Origin of the sequence: Bradyrhizobium daqingense (genome assembly GCF_021044685.1) — a bacterium.
Lineage (GTDB): Bacteria > Pseudomonadota > Alphaproteobacteria > Rhizobiales > Xanthobacteraceae > Bradyrhizobium > Bradyrhizobium daqingense.
Genome location: NZ_CP088014.1, coordinates 7,956,700 through 7,975,042 on the forward strand (window position 1 = coordinate 7,956,700; position 18,343 = coordinate 7,975,042).

Genomic DNA, 18,343 nt, shown 5'->3' on the forward strand with positions numbered 1-18,343 from the left:
GGGCGGCAGCAGCGGATCTCCGACTGTTAACCGCCGAAAAGATGCGCCCAGTTTGGCACCAAGCACGCGAAGTTCTCGATGTGTAAAGAACCGTGAAGTGGTCCTAAGCTCCTTCGCGCGTCACACTAGCAAACCTAGATGATTTGATGGTCATGCTTTGTTACCTCGGCATCAGCAGCGCTGGTGAAGTCGCGCTCGGCGAGGTTCGCGCGGACGACACCCCCATTACCACGGTGATCGGACGCGATCGCGACATAGACCGCCGGGAGCACGAATAGCGTGATCAGCGTGCCCGCAGACATGCCAGCGGCGAGAACGAGTCCGATCGAGAACCGGCTCGCGGCGCCAGCTCCGGTTGCCGTCAACAAGGGTATGAAGCCCGTGACCATTGCCGCCGTGGTCATTAAGATTGGGCGCAGTCGGACACGCGCCGCCATCTCTATAGCCGAGCGACGGTCAAATCTCTCCTTGAACTGCAGCTCATTGGCGAACTCAACCATTAGGATGCCGTGCTTTGAAATCAACCCGACCAGTGTCAACAGTCCAACCTGGGTGTAGATGTTCATGGTCGCCCAGCCGAGGAACGGCGGAATCAAGGCGCCGACCATTGCCATCGGCACGCTGATCATGATGATGAGCGGATCGCGCAGACTTTCGAACTGCGCCGAAAGCACTAAGAATATGATGATGAGGGCAAATGCAAAGGTAATCGCCAATTGATTACCCTCGTGCACGTACTGGCGGGCGTCGGCCAGGAAGTCGTAACTGAAGCCTGGGGGCAGTTTCTTCGCCTCGGCTTCTAGGAAATCCACGGCCTGTTCGATCGTGACGCCGGGCATCGGCACGGCCTGAAAGGTCGCGCAGTTGAGCTGGTTGTAGTGGGTGAGCGCATTCGGATCGGTCGCAGTCTCGGTGGAGACTACGGTAGACAGCGGAAGCATCGATCCCGTCGCAGTCTTCACATAATAGCTTCCGATTGATTGCGGCACTAGCCGTTCCTCTCGCGGCACCTGCGGGATCACCTCGTAGGAGCGGCCCTGCAGATTGAAGCGGTTGACGTAATTTCCCCCAAGTAAGGTGGCGAGCGCGTTACCGACGATCTGCATGGTGATGCCAAGCTCGTTAGCCTTCGATCGATCAACCTTGATTCGTACCACCGGCTGGTTGAACTCGAGGTCGGAGTCGCTCACCATGAAGAGGCCGCTCTTCTGCGCGGCATCCTTCAACTTTGACATCTGCTCGTGGATGGATTGAAAGCCAAGAGTCGAATTGATCACCATCTGGACTGGTAGGCCACCAGAACCGCCCGGCAGCGGAGGCAAGCTAAAGGCAAACGCGTTGATGCCTTCGATTTTGGATAGCTCGGCCTGAACAAGCGACTTTAGTACAATCGATGATCGCTTGCGTTCGTCCCAAGGCTTGAGCAACATGCCGGCCATGCCACTCTGCTGGCCGCCAATGCCATTGAACACGAAGCTCAAGTCAGTCTCTGGAACTTTTTTCAACGCGCTTTCAAGCTTGGTGCCATAATAGTCGAGGTAGTCGATATTGGCGTATTTCGGCGCCTTAGTTAGCGCGAATATGATACCTTGATCCTCCTCCGGCGCTAGTTCCTTGGAAATATGCATATAGAGAAAGCCGACAAGTCCCAACATGGTCAGCGCAAATAGGCCGGTAATTGGGCGATAGTCGAGCGAACGGTCGAGCTTGCGGCCGTACCATCGTGTTACGGCACTGAACCCGCGGTTCACAAGCCTTGCAAATCGTCCCCCCTTGGCGCGCCTCAGGAAGAGAGAGCACATCATGGGCGACAGCGTCAAAGCGACCACACCGGACACGATCACCGCTCCTGCCAGCGTGAACGCGAATTCGCGGAACAGGCCACCGGTGAGGCCGCCAAGGAATCCGATCGGGGCATATACCGCAGCCAAGGTAATCGTCATGGAGATAACCGGACCGACGATCTCGCGCGCGCCCCTTGTAGCAGCCTGTAGCGGAGCCGCTCCTTCTTCTAAATGGCGATGAATATTCTCCACCACCACGATTGCGTCGTCGACCACGAGGCCGATCGCGAGAACCATCGCAAGGAGCGTCAGGAGGTTGAATGAGAACCCCAGCGCCAGCATCATGCTGCAGACACCAACGAGAGACAACGGAATAGTAACCACAGGAATGATGACGGACCGCAGCGAGGCCAGGAAAAGAAAGATCACGACGACCACAACCACGACGGCCTCAATGAGCGTCTTCTTCACTTCGTCGATCGATGATTGAATAAACTTGGATGAGTCGTAGGCCACTTTCATCTTCAGCGGCGGCGGCAGGTTACGCTCCATTTCAGGAAACAGCGCCCGAACGCCTCGCACTATGTTTAGCGGATTGCCTTCCGGGCTCGCTTGCACGCCGACAAAGACCGCGTGGTCGCCGTTCATCGTGACGGTAGTGTCCGTCATCTGCGCGGCAAGTTCGACTACCGCAATGTCTTCCATGCGCACAAAGCCACCGTCATTCGCCTTGACAATCATACGCTTGAAATCGTCAACACTCCGCAAATCCGTATTTGCTGTGACATCGGAGATAGTGAAATAGCCCTTGGTCTGGCCTGCCGCAGCCTGGAAGTTGTTAGCTGCGATTGCAGCCGAAACTTCAGCCGGCGATATGCCATGCCCAGCCATTTTCGCAGGGTCTAGCCATAGCCGCATCGCAAAACTCTGGCCGCCTAGGATGTCAGCCGCTGAAACGCCGTCGACGGTTGAGATAACCGGTTGCACGACGCGCGTGAGGTAGTCGGTGATCGCACTGGCCGCTAGCTCATCGCTGGAGAAAGCGATATACATGACAGCATTCGTCTGACCGCTCGACTTCGTGACGACTGGATCGTTTGATTCCTTCGGGATCAGGTATTTGACTGAGTTGACCTTGGAGAGCACCTCCGTGAGCGCTTCGTTTGGATTGAAGTTCAGCTTGATGTAAACTTGAATAGTCGAGACACCAAGCATAGACGAGGAACTGATGTAGTCGACGCCTTCGGCGGACGCGACTGCTTGCTCCAGGGGAGTGGTGATGAACCCCTGGATCATGTCGGCCGAGGCGCCAGGATAGGCAGTCGTGATATTGATGACCGTATTGGTTAGCTTCGGATATTGCCGGATCGGCAGTAGGACCGCGGCGCGCAAGCCGATCAGCAAGATCAGGAAACTCACGACGATTGACAATACCGGACGTTTGATGAAAAGCGCGGTAAATGTCATGTCAACTCGTATTCGGGATTGGGATGTAAATCTGCCACCAACTTTAAGGCAATGGTCAGCAATGCGGCGACTGTGCTAGAGCCCCCGCTGTAGAGCTCGTGCCCTTTTTGCGTTTATCGGCGAAAGGCCCGACAAGAATAGTTGATTAGAACGCAACGACTTCTAGCCGGGCATTAGTTCAGGCTTCGCACTTCGACATCGGAATTACAAACGACCTGACCGGTACTCAACTCTACAAAGGTAAGTGAGTGATATAGCATCGGCTGCAAAGCACTATACCAAGGTTTATCGAGTTCGCCGCTGATCACCGTCGCAAGACTTGCGGAGTTGCTAAACACAAATTCTTAGCCCCGCATATTCAGTGCGCGCCCGCTATCGCTTCGCTAACTCGCCGAACAAAGCCGTCTCGGGGCTTGCCCTCTGCTGCCAGTTCGATATGCCTCTCGGAACAGTGCTTTGAGCGTTTCTGTCAGCTCAATAAGCTGCGCTCTGGCTTGTCCACGCCTTGCGCTACCGAGTTGGCAACGCCAATACCACTTTGTCGATCCGACGCGTTGAGCCAACGTAGGCGGCCGTACATAGCGCCGCGGGGAGTCGCAGTGGACTATCGGCGGTTTTGGGCGTGTCACCGTCGATAAGTCAAGATACTGCAATGTGTCAACCGCCTCCAAATGCCTTGGCAGCCGCAATCAGCTTTTGTACGTTGCACTCTCCAGACCGAAAATCATCGAGCGCCGCGGGCAGCCCCTGGTTGATTGCAAGGGCCTGCTGCGCGCTTCCTAGCTGAGATAGCGATTGCGACTACTCATGGCGGGCCCATCCTTTTCACGAACCGTCGGTACGGTGACGATCTCGATCGGGACATTGAGATCAACCACCATGCGACGCACGACTACGCATTAATGAACATCCTTCTGGCCAAAAAAGCGACGTGGGGCTGCACCATGTTGAACAACTTGCAGACGACAGTCGCCACACCGCGAAAATGTTCGGGCCTGAAAGCGCCGCATAGAGGTTTCGCGAGGTCGCCAGGTCCAACAAAGGTTTCGAAATTGCTCGGATAGACTTCCTGTGCATCGGGCGCGAAGAGGATCGCAACACCAGATCCCGGCACAGTTCTTCATCGCGCAAGAAGTCGCGCAGATAGGTGCTGAGATCTTCATTTGCTCCGAACTGAGTGGGGTTAACGAAGATGCTGACGACGGTCACATCGCATTTTGCTTGGCTCGCTGCGATCAGCGCCAGGTGGCCATCGTGGAGATAGCCCACCGTCGGCACAATCCGGCCCTTTGATTGGCACTGCGGGATTTTGCGAGAGTGCGGCGAAGTTCAGCGACGCTCGTGATAATTTGAGGTGGATGGCGCCCAGTTGGCAATTGCCTCCCCAACGCCTTCGGGAAGCCGATAGGACTCTTGCGGGCCGGGGAACGCGCCACGGCGGACATCCGCTGCCCCGCGCGAAAGCGCATCATGGAACTGCTGAAAGCCTTCCGTATAGGCGGGAACGAATTTGGGGCGATGACCTTCGGTTTGGCCCAGCACGTCATGAAACAGAGCACCTGCTCTGAACAGTCTGGGCCCGAGCCGATTCCGATCGTCGGTATTGTCAAGGAATCGCTTACTCGAGCAGTAAGCTCAGCCGGAGTGCCCTCCAATACCAAAGCGAAACAGCTGGCCTCCTGCAGACGATGAGCATCATCGAGCAAACGCAGCGCTTCATCCACTTTGCGGCCCTGCACTTTGAAGCCGCCCATGACATTAACGCTCTGCGGAATAAGACCGAGATGACCCATCACGGGAATCTCGCAATCGACAATGGCACGCACCATCTCGATTCTTTTGCCACCGCCCTCGAGTCTCGCCGCAGCTGCTCCTCGCTGCAGAAATCCGCCAGCATTTCGTATGGTCTCCTCAACGCTGACGTGGAAGCTAAGAAAGGACATATCGGCGACGAGCAAGGCACGCGGTTTGCTGCGTACGGCGGCTTCGAGGTGATGGTTCATCATCGCAACACTTACTGGAGGCGTGTTTTCGAATCCAAGGCAGACGTTACCCCCGCTGTCACCGACGAGACTGATATCGATGGAAGGATCCGGGATAGGCGCCGCAACCGCGTCGTAGGCAGTCGTCATGACTAGACGCCGGCCGTCCTGCTTCCACCGCTGCAGGAGGGGAATTGTGATGCGGTCGACCGGTTGCTCCGAAACGCGACTCATTTGAACTCAGTTCGATTTTTAGCTGCGAACTGACAAAGCTTTGAACTTCAACCAACTCGCCGCCTATTGCAAAGTTATAGCGATCCCCAGCGCTCGAGTTGATCGAGTATCCCACGCGATCAGCAGTCTGGTTGCTACAATTCTTCAGCGTCAATCCGCTCTTCGTCGCTGTCCAAGAAGGACAAAGGGCAAAAAGTGAGTTGCGTATGGGCTTGGTGGATCCGCGCACCAGCGCCGTTGAGAACACACCATCGCGAGGCACGTGCGCGAGAATGACATAGGTCGAAGTCGCCCATAGGAGTTCTTGTTCCATATCTCCACAAGCCCATCGGTGGAATGGCCACTTCGAAATAAGGATGTGGATCGAGGGTACCCGCTGACGCACGAGCTGCGTACGGCGCGCAACTTGCCGTCGCAGGGCCATAGTGCGCTGATCGGGTACCCAGACCTCCGGAAGAAATCCGGTGGCGTACAACTTCGCGAGCACGGCGGCATCAATCGCATCCGTCTTGATCTTTGCGTACGCGATCAACCGCACCTGCTTCGGGTTGGCGATGACAACACGGTCGACATACGGCGCCAGAACTTCGACAACGGCCGCGGCATTGCCAGTCGCCTCGACGACCACGTGATCATCATGGGTGAGTTCCTTCCTGGCGAAAGCCTCCAAGCTGTCACGAGTCATGGGAATGCGGCCGAGCTTCGTTAGATGTCGCTCGAGCAGCGCCACGGCCTCGGCCGCCACGCGATGGATGTCCATGCCAATGATGCGCATCTCTCCCTCCATGGTCAGTGCGAAAGGGAGCTGCGGGCAACACGACAATTACGGATCCGCGCTCGCAGCGCATCCGGGCTAGTCGCAGGGGCGGCCAGATAACGACCTCGAACTCGCAGTTCATGTCAGTGCGACGGCCTGCCCGCACTTGCGTGCTCCCGGTGCCCCGAGGCCCGGATCGGTCTACGCTAATGGGCTAGATCGAGTCTGGAAACACGGGACACCGGCTACATCATGCCGGATAACGCGTTCATCGAGGCTTTCAACGGCCGCTTCCGGGCCGAATGCCTCAACACCCACTGGTTCCTCAGCCTTGCGGACGCCCAGCAAAAAGTGGAGACTTGGCGCAGATACTACAACGAAGAGCGGCCCCATGGCGCGATCGGCAATCGACCGCCGATTTTGCTGCAAAACCACGTCGGCGCATCCAGCCCGCCAACGTGATCACGGCGAAAAACTCTAGTTCTGGATGGTCCAAAGTTCGGTCTCGCTGCATAACCCCGGGAAATTCCAGCAATGGCTGGCCTAGTTTCCGGGAGCACTTCAGCGGCAAGCAGCCATCGACGTGTGGTGTGGGTCATTCTGGGGTGAGGCGTTCAGAACTACTGACGGCTCGGGACAATCCTATAGCCGACACAATCACCGCGAGTAAGCCCCGCAGCGGTCTCCCGCCGGCGCAGACAGATCTCCCGACTTTCCGGTCCCGATTTTTTAGCGACCTAGAATCGCCGCGCAACGATTTCACGCATTTCCCACATAACGTGAAGGAAAACTTCATGAAACGCATCATATGCGCATTTTTTGCCGCGCTGATGCTCCTTGTCGCCGATTTGGCACATGCCGCAGCAAGTATCCGGGCGGCATTCCAATTATGGTTGATGATACTGATCCCGGTAGATGGCAGTCGCGATGATAATCAGCGCAGGAGGGCCTTCGTGCGCTGTCTTTCTGCGCCGCTTCTTCCGCGTTAAACGGGACCGTCATCTTTCTTGGATATTCGCGCTGGCCAATCTCGTGCAGCTCGCGGCCAACAGCCCAACTAAAGAGATTTGCACATGAGGTTTCACGGCGCTCATAGGTCTCCTGGCGTCTACCACGCTTGCCGTTGCATTTTTGTGGACTTCGCGGTGACAACATGCAGACGCGCTTCGTCATATTCGATCGTGGCTGTATGCACCTCCGAGGCGATAGGCTAAGCGATTGATTTCTGAGGTATGTGATAATCACACGATCGAGGCCGATTACGGGATCGATCATTCGCAGCGTTGTTTGGCAAGCGGGTTGGGACACTTGATGCGAACGATTCTTATAGCTCTAAGTATTTGGCTGTTGATCAACGTCCTCTTTGTACTAGTCATGTTTCCCCCGCGCAAACCGCGGAAATCTAGCCGTCAGAGCGGCACCGCCGGTAGGCTTTCACCCGCATTAATTAAGGAGAACGCCGAACTATCAAGCGAAGAGGATGATAGCTCTTCTCTTCGCCACGTTGTCATCGCGATCGGGCTGGGCGTCTTCTTTTCGCTGACGCCGCATTTGCTTCAGGCTTACGATGCTATCAACGAGTTCGTTAACCGTCGCCGATCAAGACGAAACGCTTCGGCGACCCATCACAGCCTTGATCAGCACGCTGACGAAGTCTCCGATGTTGAGACCGGCCAGGACAAGAACCGTCGGTAGTCACCATTCGGGATGAATGTTCAATCCCATTAAGTCGTAGTCGGTCAGTGTTTCGCCGCCCGTGTCGCATTGGTGCTTTCCGGCGAATTGATCCACTTTTAGCAGTGGGCTCGGCGCGCGGCCGCCAGGAACCATGTCGGGGTAACGGTGCCGGGGGGCTCGACGGAGTCCGACTCCGCCGCGATCCAGCGCTACCTGGCGCATATGCGCCGCATTCCGTTGCCTAATGCGAGATAAGAGCAGCGAACATGACCTCAAGTTGAACCACACTACATGATCTTTAAGCGACTAATTTTGGGGCTTCAATATGAAGAGACTTCTGGGGCTTTTGCTGCTCGCCCAATCCTTCTTGCTTTCCGCCGAGGCCATGGCGCAGGGGCTTCCCGCTCCCTCATACTGGAAAAATGAACGAGGTTCGGAACTGCTTATTTGGTCCGCCAATAGCGGGACGATACAAGGGACTTTCACAAACCATGCTCAAGGGTTTGCGTGCCAGGGCATCCCGTATCCTGCAGCGGGATCCGTTAGTCCAACCGGCTTGTATTTTGTTGTTACCTTTGCCCAGTGCAATTCCTTTACCCGCTGGGTTGGAACAATTAAGGGGTCTCAGATGCCAACGTCTTGGACGCTGTTCTACGTTGATAACAAAGGCAAGCCTAGCAGGTTGAAGGGTGCGGATATATTCACGCGCGTATGGTAGTTTTCAATCTTCCTGCAAACGCAGCGACCTAAGATTTGAAGATCGCTCTCGCGACGTCTGCACTCCGAAGCGGCGTGTGACGCTGAGCCCGGCGCGCGCGGGCCCAGCGTCGCGCCGACGCGGCGGATTTCGGCCTATTCTCCGCCCTCGTAGAAGAGCTCGAGCGGCAGGTTGACCAGCACCGATCCAGTCCCGAGCAGTTGCATTCGGCGGTTCGGGTGGTAGACACTTCGCTAGGGTCCAGACTCAATTGAGCCAATATGCGACGAGAGCGGCGAGATGAACAGCGGCCAAAAAATTACGGGCGAGCTTGTCATATCGCGTGGCGATGCGCCGGAAGTCCTTGAGCCTGCAAAAGCAGCGTTCGATGACATTTCGTCCTTTGTAGGCGCGTTTGTTGAAGCGATGGATGACGACACGGTTAGATTTATTGGGGATTACGGGCTTGGCGCCACGACGAATGATTGCGCCGCGAAGCTTGTCGCCATCATACCCTTTGTCGGCGAGGAGCACGCTCATGGGTGGCGCGAGCGCCAGGACATCGGGAGCCGCAGCGATATCGGCATCTTGGCCTGGAGTCAGATGCAGGACGACCGGCCGGCAGAGCGGATCGCTCAGCGCATGGATTTTTGTCGTGCGGCCTCCGCGCGAGCGGCCGATTGCTTGATTGTGCTCCCCCCTTTTCCGCCGGAGGCACACCGGTGAGCTTTAATCGAGGTCGAGTCGAGCGACAGTACGACGCCGTCTTCGCCAGGCTTGGCCAGCGCTTCGAAGATTGCGCACCATCGTCCTCGCTTGGCCCAGCGATTGAAGCGATTGTAGATCGTCGTGTAAGGGCCGTATTCACCTGGACAATCACGCCATCGTGCACCCGATTGCAGCACGTGAATGATGCCGCTGACGATGCGTCGGTCGTCGTCCCGATCCGGCCCCGTCAGTCCCCTCGGCAGATGCGGTTCGATACGCGCCCATTGCCTGTCGTTCAGCCAAAACAAACCAGCGCGCATTCTCTCGCCCCCGAATCAACACGTAGGCAAGAGAATCACGTGGCGCTATTTAGGTACAGACCCTAATACTTCGGTTCGAAGCGCGCTACTCTGCGCGTCATCCCTGAGCTCTAGTACCCACTTTTCTTGGAACGTGAGTCGTGATTCAAGGTCGGGATGATACCCGAAGCAAGAGAAGTCCACCTTTCGAGGAAAGATCGCAAGGTGCTTGAGGCGTGCTGTCGCTCACCCAAAGACGTCCGTTCAACCATGCAGCCGGAAAAAAACCAGAGCAGGGCAAGAGCCAACAGCAGTTCAAAATCCTGGCACAGTACGTTTTCGAGGCTTCGGGGCTGGCCGGCAGCGTCATAGGCACAGAACCATTTGACATGGGCACTGGCACCTTGTGTTCCCAAGAACCAGAAAGAAAGTGCCACGATGGACCTTGCAAAAAGGGAGCTTCTCCGGAATGCCGCAAAGGCATCCCGCGTCGGAGACCTGAACATAAAAAACCACCCCTTTTGGAAAAGCGCCCGCCTCTGACGATTTGTTCAACTTAGCACAAATCTTAAGGATGTGACGGCGCTCGCATCCGAAGGTTGTTTGCTGGGTTAATGGGCACACGCCGGCAAGGATTTGTGCGGCGAGACTATCGCGCACGTCCCTTCAATTTTACAGATTTTGACGACGGGCCTTCAATGCAAGTGTCGTACTGAATGTCAGACAAAAAACGGATGTCCGGAGTAGTCCATGTTTGGTGCGTTTCGTACGAAGAGTGTGCCCGTCGGCTCGGCGCTGGCCCGCACCGCGATGCGGCTCACAGCATGCAGTGAAACCCTGGAGACGTGGGCGGGCGGTTTCCTCATCCTCGTGTTGGGCTTGCTGGGAGCGGCATTGCCGCACTTCCCCTGAGAGCCTCCCCGACCGCGCGATCGGGGTACCGGTCATCGCGCCAACCTGGGAAAAGTCGTATCCGTCGAGGATGCGGTGAGCGTCTGAAGAAAAGCGATCAGATCCGCCTTTTCGCTTTCCGTAAGAGATAGAGGCTTTATTGAAGGCGAGCGGCTCGGACGGTCAATCCCACCCTTGTCATAGAGTTCGATGACCTCTTCGAGGGTTGCGACCGATCCATCATGCATGTAGGGAGCACGCCGCGCGACATCGCGCAGTGTCGGCGTTTTGAATGCGTACCGCAGCTTTTGCGACGTCGGAAAAAGCCGACCGCGTCCAACGTCGTCGTTCCTTGCGACCCCAATATCGTGAAACGATCCGTCAGTGAACGATGGTCCACTGTGGCAGTTTGAGCAATGGGCTTTGCCGTTGAAAATCTCAAAGCCGCGTTTTGCCGCGGCGCTGACGGATGTCGCGTCTCCCATGATCCACCGGTCGAATGGCGCTTCGCCAGCCACGATGGTTCGTTCAAAAGTCGCCAACGCGGCTTCGATCCAGGGTCGCGTGATCGCACCGTCCCCGAATGCGGCTGCGAATGCATCAGCATAGGCCGGGATAGCGGAGAGACGCGCGATCAATTCTGATTCCGTCAAATTCATGTTGGCCCGGCCTGTGATCGGCCCGAACGTGACGGCTTCGAGAGTCTTGAATTTGCCGTCCCACCCCAACGGTTCGGTGAACGCCACGTCGATCAGGGTCGGCGCACGCAATGGCAGGCCGCTGGGATCCTCGCCGACCGCACGCGCGAGGCCATCACCCCAGGAAAGCGACGGATTGTGGCACGTCGCGCAGGAACGGGTGTGGGACTTCGAGAGCAGCGCATCGAAGAAGAGTCTTTCCCCGAGAGCAGCTTTCGGCACCGTGTAGGGATTACGATCGGGAAAAGGGATCGCCGCCGGCCGACGATAGCTGGCGCGCGCCGTGGCATCCGCTGATGTCTCCGCCGCTGCCGAGGCAAAAGGTTGGCCCAGCGGAAAAAGGGCCGCGAGCAAAGCTAAGCTGACCCAGATCCTCATCGGCTCCTCGACGATATAGTGCTCCTATATATGGCAACCCCGGAAAAAAAGCCTTAATAGCAAGTATCGGATGCTGCCGATTAATCGAAATCTCCTTCAGAGAACCCTTGCGCCTCCATGACTGGGGCGCGCCAACAATTGATGAAGTGGGCCCGTGTGACATTATAATGGAAGCCCTCGATGAGTTTCATTTCAGAGCGCTCAACAAAACCGTAGGCAGGAGCTGCGGCGCGCCCGACGATCGGAACCTTTGTGGCTCGGTTGCTAACATGTCGACGCACCATGTGGATCCTGAACGCATTGAAACCCAACGGCGAGAGCGAACTCAGGACCGAACAACACTCAGGAAAGTCCTGGTTCGTCTTAGCCGGTCATCGCACCGCTTAAATGACGTCTCGCGAGGCCGCCTCTCAGATTCAGGATCGTTGATGCTATCTCGGTAGCAGGGACCGGGCGGCTGAATAGGAATCCCTGCGCCTCGTTGCACCCTTCCGCCCTTATTTGATCCAACTGTTCAATCGTCTCGACCCCCTCCGCCGTTATTGTTATGCCAAGGCTTTTTCCAAGGCTGGTAATGGCTCTTACGATTAATTTAGATCCATTTGTCGCTGTTGCATCACGGACGAATGACTGATCGATCTTGAGCTTGTCAAAGGGGAAGCTGCGCAGATAGCTCAGCGAGGAGTATCCAGTACCAAAATCATCTAAGGCGATGCTCAGCCCCTGCGCCTTCAGCTTGTGCAGTGTTGCAACCGTCTCGGCGCTGTTTCCAAGGAGAACAGACTCCGTGATTTCCAATTCGAGCCGGTGCGGGGCCAGCGTTGAAGCATCAAGCGCGTTGGCGATAACCTCTGCAAATCTTGGATCCCGAATCTGAGTCGCCGAGACATTGACGGCAATCTTGAGCTCGCTCGGCCAACCGGCCGCCTGCTCGCAGGCGCGGTTGAGAACCCACTCACCCAGTGGAGTGATGAGACCGATGTCTTCTGCAATGGGAATAAATTGGTCGGGTGGCACCAGGCCACGCTTCGGATGAGGCCAGCGCAATAATGCTTCGAAGCCGCTGATCCGGTCCATCCGCAGGTCATAAATGGGTTGATAGAACAGAGTGAACTCGTCCTTGTCCATGGCCTCGCGAAGATCGAGTTCGAGCGCGCGGCGGCTCTGCAAACTTGCGTCCATCGCCGGCTCGAAAAACCGCCATGTTCCCGTGCCCCCGGCCTTGGATCGGTACAAGGCCATGTCCGCATTTTTCAGGAGCATTTCCCGTGTCATGCCGTCACCGGGCGCGAGCGCAATTCCGACGCTGCACCCGACGATAACGCGATGCCCATTTAGCTCATAAGGAGCTCCGATACATTCCACCACGCGGCGGGCGAGACGTTCGGCGTCTGCAGCGTTTTGGACATCAGATTGTATGATCGCAAACTCATCGCCCCCCAACCGGGCGACGGTATCAATCTCGCGGACACACGCGCTCAGTCGGTCGGCGACCGCGCAAAGCAACCCATCACCCACCGGGTGGCCCAAGGTGTCATTGATCTGTTTGAAATTATCCAGATCCAGGCAGAACACCGCAAAGCCGGAACCCCGGCCGGCCTCCGCGACGGCGTGTTCAATGCGCTCGGCGAACAATGTGCGGTTAGGTACCGGCCAAGGCCGGGCGCGCCCGGTGAGCGCGTGATCGATGAGAACGAAGCGAAGATCGTGGTCCGCATCTTCACCGAATATGTATCGGGGCGTTCAACCCGAGATATTGCGGCCGATCTCACGCGCCAAGGCTTGCCCTCGCCTGGCGCCACCCGTCACAAGAACAAGGCTGGTCGCACGACCTGGAATCATCAGTGCATAACTGGCGGTCGCCACGGTCGCGGCATTATCGGCAACGAGCTGTATATCGGCGAAATACATTGGAACGTTCGATCAACAATTCTGAACCCGGAAACGCAGAAGAAACAGAAACGCCGCAATCCGGACGACCGGCACATCATTGTCAAGAAGCCCGAGTTGCGGATTGTTCCGCAAGTGCTTTGGGACAGGGCGCAGAAGGTTCGCAGCGGCCGCGCCATCCATATGTTCGGACCGACGGGCAAGCCGCGGCGCCGTCCTGTGATCCCGCGCAATAATGAGCACCCACTTGCTGGGGTCCTCCGGTGTGGTGTCTGCAACGGGAATATGCGAATCGCTCAATCCTCCAGGAATGGCGCTCCGCGCGCCGCATGCGCCAATGCGCATCAACGAGGCACGTGTGAGCACACTCGGAGCTTTGACATGGACGTGCTACTTGAGGATGTCTCAAGCAAAATGGAATTAAAATTGCTTTCGCCCAAAGCGATTGAAGAGGCGATGCGTGCTTGGAAGGAGGAGCGTAAGAACGATCGGAAAAAGAACAGCGAACACGCAAATTTAGAGCGTAGACTCCGTACGTTGACCACTGAGATCGAACGCTTGTCATATGCCATCGCAAACAGCCGTCGCAAGCCGGATGAGTTGCTCAAGCGGATCGATGAGTGCGATGTGGAACGGGAAACCGTTAAGGAGCGCTTGCGGCTGCTGGGTAGTGGCAGCGAAAACGTGATCCCGTTCGACCATCCAAAGTTCGGTGACCGATATCATTCGGAGGCCAAGAGACTGGTCACCGCGCTGAGGATTAATCCGAAGGCCATCGAAACCCGCGTCGCCTTTCGCAACTTGATCGACAGCATCGTAGTGCATCCGGTTCGCAAGCGGATGCCCTACGAATATACTCCGTACCTGAACAGCGCTTCCCTTTCTAGCATGAATCTTTTCCCCGAAAATCGACGCAAGACGAGAGAGATCAGTGCGTTCGTCTACTATGATAACGTCAAGTCAGAGAAATCCGTGTCCTCGTAATAGACCCGGACCTGCATGTGGTGGCGGCCGTCGCGGATCTCGCCGTCGAGATGGGCAGTCACGTCGCGAGCCTCTTCGCTTGTCGGTAACTCGCCCGTTTTGCGCAAAAACGGCTGGGCGCGCAAGCGTATTAGGACACAACTGGTGAGCTACGCCCCAGCGTCACCTCGACGATTTCCGGCGGCACGCCGAAACGGAGCGGCATGATGCTGCAACCGAGGCCGCCGGAAACAATGAGATCGCATTTCAGGCGGAAATGGCCGTAGGCGAGCCGCAAGCCGTTCTTGGGCGAAACCGCCGGCGACCAGCCGAGCAGGCGGACCTGGCCGCCATGGGTATGGCCGGACAGTTGCAGCGCGACGCGCGCGGGCACGAGCGGTGCGATGTTGGGCTCGTGCGCGAGCAGGATGACCGGTGCATCGTCCGTGACCTTCGCGAGCGTGCCCGCGAGATCATCGGCGCCGAGCCTGCGCGCGCGGCCATAACGCTTTGCGGGATAGTACGCCAGCTGATCACCGAGCCCGGCCAGCCAGAACGGGCGGCCGTCCTTGGAAAGGCGGACGGCGTCGTTCTCGTAGACAGGAATGCCGGCCGCCTCCAACGCCCGATGCGCGATGGTCGGCCCGTGCCCCGCGAGCTGCACGGTCCTGTCGTCCCAATAATCGTGGTTGCCCATGACGGCATGGACGCCGAGCGGCGCCTTCAGGCGCGCCAGCACCCTCGCCCATTCCCGCGACGGAATGAGACGCGTGACATGGTGAAGGCCGGCGACGTAGTCGCCGAGCAGCACAATGATATCGGCGTTCAGCGCATTGGTCCGCGCGACGATGCCTTCGATCCGCTCGAGCGACATCCAGGGATCGCAGGCATGGAGGTCGGCGATCGCGGCGATCTTCAAAGACAGATCGGCCGGCCATTGGCGCGGGGTCGGATGATAGCGGGTGACGCGAAGTCGCAGCATCGGCTCGACGCCCACGCCATAGGCGGCGGTCGAGACGCCGAGGGCGGACAAGCCCCCGATGGAACGGATGAGATGGCGCCGCGTGATCATGGAAGCCCGTTTCTGATGCAGCGTCTCGATGCGATCCGATTGGAGCGGAATTGGGGTGCGCCCGTGCAGGCCGTCAGCATCCTCGTGCAGAAGCCTGCACAAACATTACCAGCGGCTCTCGCCGATCAGCGCGTCCAGCCGCGCCTTCAATTCGTCGGGCGCGCGATAATACCAGACACCGCCGAGCAGCTCGCGAAAACGTTCGTTGACACGCGCCTCGCGCTCGATGCGGTCGATCGTTGCGGCGTTGATCACGTCTTCGAGCGGTCCCGCGGCCAATAGCGACAACAGCACCGGATTGGCCTCGATCTTCAGGACTTCCAGGACGAGGTCGATCAAGCCGTCGGGATCCTCCTCGCGCAGGTCGCGCTCGAAATCCATGATCGCAAACAGATTGTCGTCCTGGTCGCGATCGGACTTGGAATATTGTTCGACCCAGGCGCGGGCGAGCGCTGCGGTCGATAGGCTGGCGCAATCGAGCGGCTCGCGCGGCGTGCGCTGGGCCAGATGGTCGACCTGCCAGGCCTTGCCGTCGGCATGCTCTGCAAGGCGCGACATCAAGGGATCGTCCGGCGCGCCATGGACGCCACCGAGCAGCCAGCGCAATCGATCGTTGCGCATGGCTTCGTGCTCGATGCGGTCGATCACGGCCTCGCCATGCGCATGGAGCAGCGACAGCAGAAATTTGTCGTTGAGCTGCATCACCGTCGGCTTGTCGGCCTCGGTCCTGAGCACCTCCAGCACGAGATCGAGTGCCCGTTGCGGCCGGTGGTGCGGCAGACGATCGAAATAGAGCTTCAGGGCCCAGACACTGCCGACCTGATCACGCCGGCTGACGCGCTGAAGCGCGCACCACATCGATGCCAGCTCACTGATCGGCATCGGATCCAGGAACGCCTCGGTCTCGTCGGGCGTGCGCAGCTGCGGCGCGGCAACGATGACCTCGAGCAGCCCGGTGTCGTCCGTCAGCCCCATCTCTTCCAGCTCCAGTCCGTATGCGTCAGCGGCGAAGCGTGTGCGCCGCATGTTCGGATTAGTGATGGGATTGAAGCGGTGGGTTCACCGGTTGCGGCAGTCAGTCATCCTCGGACGAATCCGTGCCGAACAGGCCGAACTGTGCCGGATCGCGGTTCGGCTCAGCCAGGCCGAGATGGCGGAAGGCGTGCGACGTCAGCAGCCGGCCGCGCGGGGTGCGCTGGAGATAGCCGCACTGGATCAGATAGGGTTCGATGATGTCCTCGATCGCATCGCGCGGCTCTGACAAAGCAGCCGCCATGGTCTCGACGCCGACCGGGCCGCCGCCATAGTTCATCGCGATGGTGGTGAGGTAGCGGCGGTCCATGGCGTCCAGGCCCGCGGCATCGACCTCGAGCGCACTCAGCGCGTGGTCGGCAATCCTGCGGTCGATCTTGTCGGCGTCCGCAGCCGAGGCGAAATCGCGCACACGCCTGAGCAGACGGCCGGCGATGCGCGGCGTGCCGCGCGCGCGGCGCGCGATCTCGTTGGCACCATCAGCGCTCATGCCGACATTGAGCACGCGCGCGCCGCGGCTGACGATGCTCTCCAATTCCTCGATCGTGTAGAAATTCAGCCGCACCGGAATGCCGAAGCGATCGCGCAGCGGATTGGTGAGCAGGCCGGCGCGCGTGGTGGCGCCGACGAGCGTGAACTTCGACAGCTCGATCTTCACCGAGCGCGCCGCCGGGCCCTCGCCGATGATGAGGTCGAGCTGAAAATCCTCCATCGCGGGATAGAGCACCTCTTCCACCGCCGGGCTGAGGCGATGGATCTCGTCGATGAAAAGCACATCGCGCTCTTCGAGATTGGTGAGGAGGGCTGCGAGATCGCCGGCCTTGGCGATGACAGGACCGGACGTGGCGCGAAAACCGACGCCGAGCTCCTTGGCCACGATCTGCGCCAGCGTAGTCTTGCCGAGGCCCGGGGGACCGACGAACAGCACGTGATCCAGCGCCTCGCCGCGCTTGCGCGCCGCCTCGATGAAGATCGAGAGATTCTTGCGCGCCTGCGCCTGTCCGACGAAATCGGACAGCGATTGCGGCCGCAGCGCGGTGTCGCCGACATCGTCGCTGCGGCGCTCGGGCGAGACCATGCGGTTGGCCTTGGGATCGCTCACTTCGCAAGCTCCTTCAGGCCGAGGCGAATGAGCTGCGCCGTCTCGGCACCTTCACCCGCACTGCGCGAGGCTGAGGCGATCGCCGCGGCGGCCTGTGGCTGGCCGTAACCGAGATTGACCAGCGCCGAGATCGCGTCCGCCACGGGCCGCGGCGCGCGCCGGTCGTCGACGGCGCCGGCAAGATGCACCACGGCCGGATCGACATTGGCGAAGGCCGGCGCCTTGTCCTTCAATTCGGTGACGATGCGCTCGGCGACCTTGGGGCCGACGCCGGGCGTCCGCGCCACCGCGGCCTTGTCGCGCAGCGCGATGGCGTTGGCGAGATCGGAAGGCGACAGCGTACCGAGCACGGCGAGCGCGACCTTGGCGCCGACGCCCTGCACGGTCTGGAGCAGGCGAAACCACTCGCGCTCCTGGTCGGTGCGGAAGCCGAACAGTTTTATTTGATCCTCGCGGACATAGGTCTCGATCGACAGCACGGCGGCTTCGCCCGGCGAAGGCAGATGCTGCAACGTGCGCGAGGAGCAATGCACCTGATAGCCGACGCCGCCGACGTCGAGGATGACGAAATCCTCGCCGTAGGAATCGATCAGGCCCTTGAGCTTGCCGATCATCGTAAGACCTCAGTCGCGGCGAACACTTCTCTCTCGTCATGGCCGGGCTTGTCCCGGCCATCCACGTTTTCACATCCGGCAAAAAAGAACGTGGATGC

14 protein-coding genes and 5 pseudogenes are annotated in these 18,343 nt (G+C 58.6%); 7 read left to right on the plus strand and 12 right to left on the minus strand.

Annotation, left to right across the window (positions count from 1 at the left end; translation table 11 throughout):
* Positions 1-134 precede the first annotated feature (134 nt).
* The 4 genes and pseudogenes from LPJ38_RS37690 to LPJ38_RS37705 form a co-directional block, all read right to left on the minus strand.
* On the minus strand, positions 135-3,251 hold the full coding sequence (locus tag LPJ38_RS37690; protein ID WP_028153850.1) for an efflux RND transporter permease subunit: 3,117 nt from the start codon (positions 3,249-3,251) through the stop codon (positions 135-137).
* Between the two features lie 510 nt (positions 3,252-3,761).
* Positions 3,762-4,627 (minus strand): annotated as a pseudogene (panC, locus tag LPJ38_RS38205) (pantoate--beta-alanine ligase).
* Positions 4,581-5,467: pseudogene (gene panB, locus LPJ38_RS37700) on the minus strand (3-methyl-2-oxobutanoate hydroxymethyltransferase). Before panB ends, panC begins: the two co-directional pseudogenes overlap by 47 nt.
* Positions 5,468-5,840: 373 nt before the next feature.
* Positions 5,841-6,242: pseudogene (locus tag LPJ38_RS37705) on the minus strand (IS110 family transposase); the annotation flags it as partial.
* Between the two features lie 240 nt (positions 6,243-6,482).
* Between LPJ38_RS37705 and LPJ38_RS37710 the strand changes: the two are divergent.
* From LPJ38_RS37710 to LPJ38_RS37725, 4 genes and pseudogenes are all read left to right on the plus strand, one after another.
* A pseudogene (locus LPJ38_RS37710) lies at positions 6,483-6,686 on the plus strand (integrase core domain-containing protein); the annotation flags it as partial.
* 332 nt (positions 6,687-7,018) lie between these two features.
* Positions 7,019-7,213 carry a hypothetical protein gene (locus LPJ38_RS37715; protein ID WP_014498117.1) on the plus strand — a complete coding sequence of 65 codons (195 nt, stop codon included), beginning with the start codon at positions 7,019-7,021 and terminating at the stop codon, positions 7,211-7,213.
* 229 nt (positions 7,214-7,442) lie between these two features.
* Positions 7,443-7,919 carry a hypothetical protein gene (locus LPJ38_RS37720; RefSeq protein WP_231088548.1) on the plus strand — a complete coding sequence of 159 codons (477 nt, stop codon included), beginning with the start codon at positions 7,443-7,445 and terminating at the stop codon, positions 7,917-7,919.
* Between the two features lie 367 nt (positions 7,920-8,286).
* A complete protein-coding gene (locus tag LPJ38_RS37725) occupies positions 8,287-8,619 on the plus strand; it encodes an avidin/streptavidin family protein (protein ID WP_231088703.1) in 333 nt (110 codons plus the stop codon).
* 246 nt (positions 8,620-8,865) lie between these two features.
* On the opposite strand, the gene LPJ38_RS37730 is transcribed toward LPJ38_RS37725, so the two are convergent.
* A protein-coding gene (locus LPJ38_RS37730; protein WP_231088549.1) for an IS5 family transposase occupies positions 8,866-9,626 on the minus strand; the annotation gives its coding sequence in 2 pieces (ribosomal slippage) (positions 8,866-9,287 and positions 9,287-9,626; 762 coding nt in all).
* Between the two features lie 215 nt (positions 9,627-9,841).
* On the opposite strand from LPJ38_RS37730, the gene LPJ38_RS38430 reads away from it, so the two are divergent.
* Together LPJ38_RS38430 and LPJ38_RS37740 are read left to right on the plus strand one after the other, a co-directional pair.
* On the plus strand, positions 9,842-10,165 hold the full coding sequence (locus tag LPJ38_RS38430; protein WP_167520819.1) for a hypothetical protein: 324 nt from the start codon (positions 9,842-9,844) through the stop codon (positions 10,163-10,165).
* Between the two features lie 190 nt (positions 10,166-10,355).
* Positions 10,356-10,517 (plus strand): hypothetical protein, encoded by a 162-nt coding sequence (locus LPJ38_RS37740; RefSeq protein WP_154694119.1) that lies wholly within the window; start codon positions 10,356-10,358, stop codon positions 10,515-10,517.
* Between the two features lie 32 nt (positions 10,518-10,549).
* Here LPJ38_RS37740 and LPJ38_RS37745 read toward each other — a convergent pair whose 3' ends face one another.
* Together LPJ38_RS37745 and LPJ38_RS37750 are read right to left on the minus strand one after the other, a co-directional pair.
* On the minus strand, positions 10,550-11,572 hold the full coding sequence (locus tag LPJ38_RS37745; RefSeq protein WP_028142008.1) for a cytochrome-c peroxidase: 1,023 nt from the start codon (positions 11,570-11,572) through the stop codon (positions 10,550-10,552).
* A gap of 363 nt (positions 11,573-11,935) precedes the next feature.
* Positions 11,936-13,207 (minus strand): putative bifunctional diguanylate cyclase/phosphodiesterase, encoded by a 1,272-nt coding sequence (locus LPJ38_RS37750; protein ID WP_158644842.1) that lies wholly within the window; start codon positions 13,205-13,207, stop codon positions 11,936-11,938.
* 72 nt (positions 13,208-13,279) lie between these two features.
* On the opposite strand from LPJ38_RS37750, the gene LPJ38_RS37755 reads away from it, so the two are divergent.
* Entirely contained in the window at positions 13,280-14,446 is a 1,167-nt protein-coding gene (locus tag LPJ38_RS37755) for a recombinase family protein (protein ID WP_231088704.1), read from the plus strand.
* On the opposite strand, the pseudogene LPJ38_RS37760 reads toward LPJ38_RS37755, so the two are convergent.
* From LPJ38_RS37760 to ruvA, 5 genes and pseudogenes are all read right to left on the minus strand, one after another.
* A pseudogene (locus LPJ38_RS37760) lies at positions 14,419-14,508 on the minus strand (acyl-CoA thioester hydrolase); the annotation flags it as partial. The gene LPJ38_RS37755 and the pseudogene LPJ38_RS37760 overlap by 28 nt on opposite strands.
* A gap of 68 nt (positions 14,509-14,576) precedes the next feature.
* Positions 14,577-15,497, minus strand: coding sequence for a metallophosphoesterase (locus LPJ38_RS37765; protein ID WP_145643117.1), 921 nt, complete (start codon positions 15,495-15,497; stop codon positions 14,577-14,579).
* 105 nt (positions 15,498-15,602) lie between these two features.
* The gene (locus LPJ38_RS37770; protein WP_231088550.1) at positions 15,603-16,523 is read right to left on the minus strand and encodes a DUF6869 domain-containing protein; all 921 of its coding nucleotides are present in this window, start codon (positions 16,521-16,523) and stop codon (positions 15,603-15,605) included.
* A gap of 49 nt (positions 16,524-16,572) precedes the next feature.
* Entirely contained in the window at positions 16,573-17,607 is a 1,035-nt protein-coding gene (gene ruvB, locus LPJ38_RS37775) for a Holliday junction branch migration DNA helicase RuvB (RefSeq protein WP_208750699.1), read from the minus strand.
* Positions 17,608-17,627: 20 nt separating this feature from the next.
* Positions 17,628-18,245 (minus strand): Holliday junction branch migration protein RuvA, encoded by a 618-nt coding sequence (gene ruvA / locus LPJ38_RS37780; RefSeq protein WP_145643111.1) that lies wholly within the window; start codon positions 18,243-18,245, stop codon positions 17,628-17,630.
* Positions 18,246-18,343 lie beyond the last annotated feature (98 nt).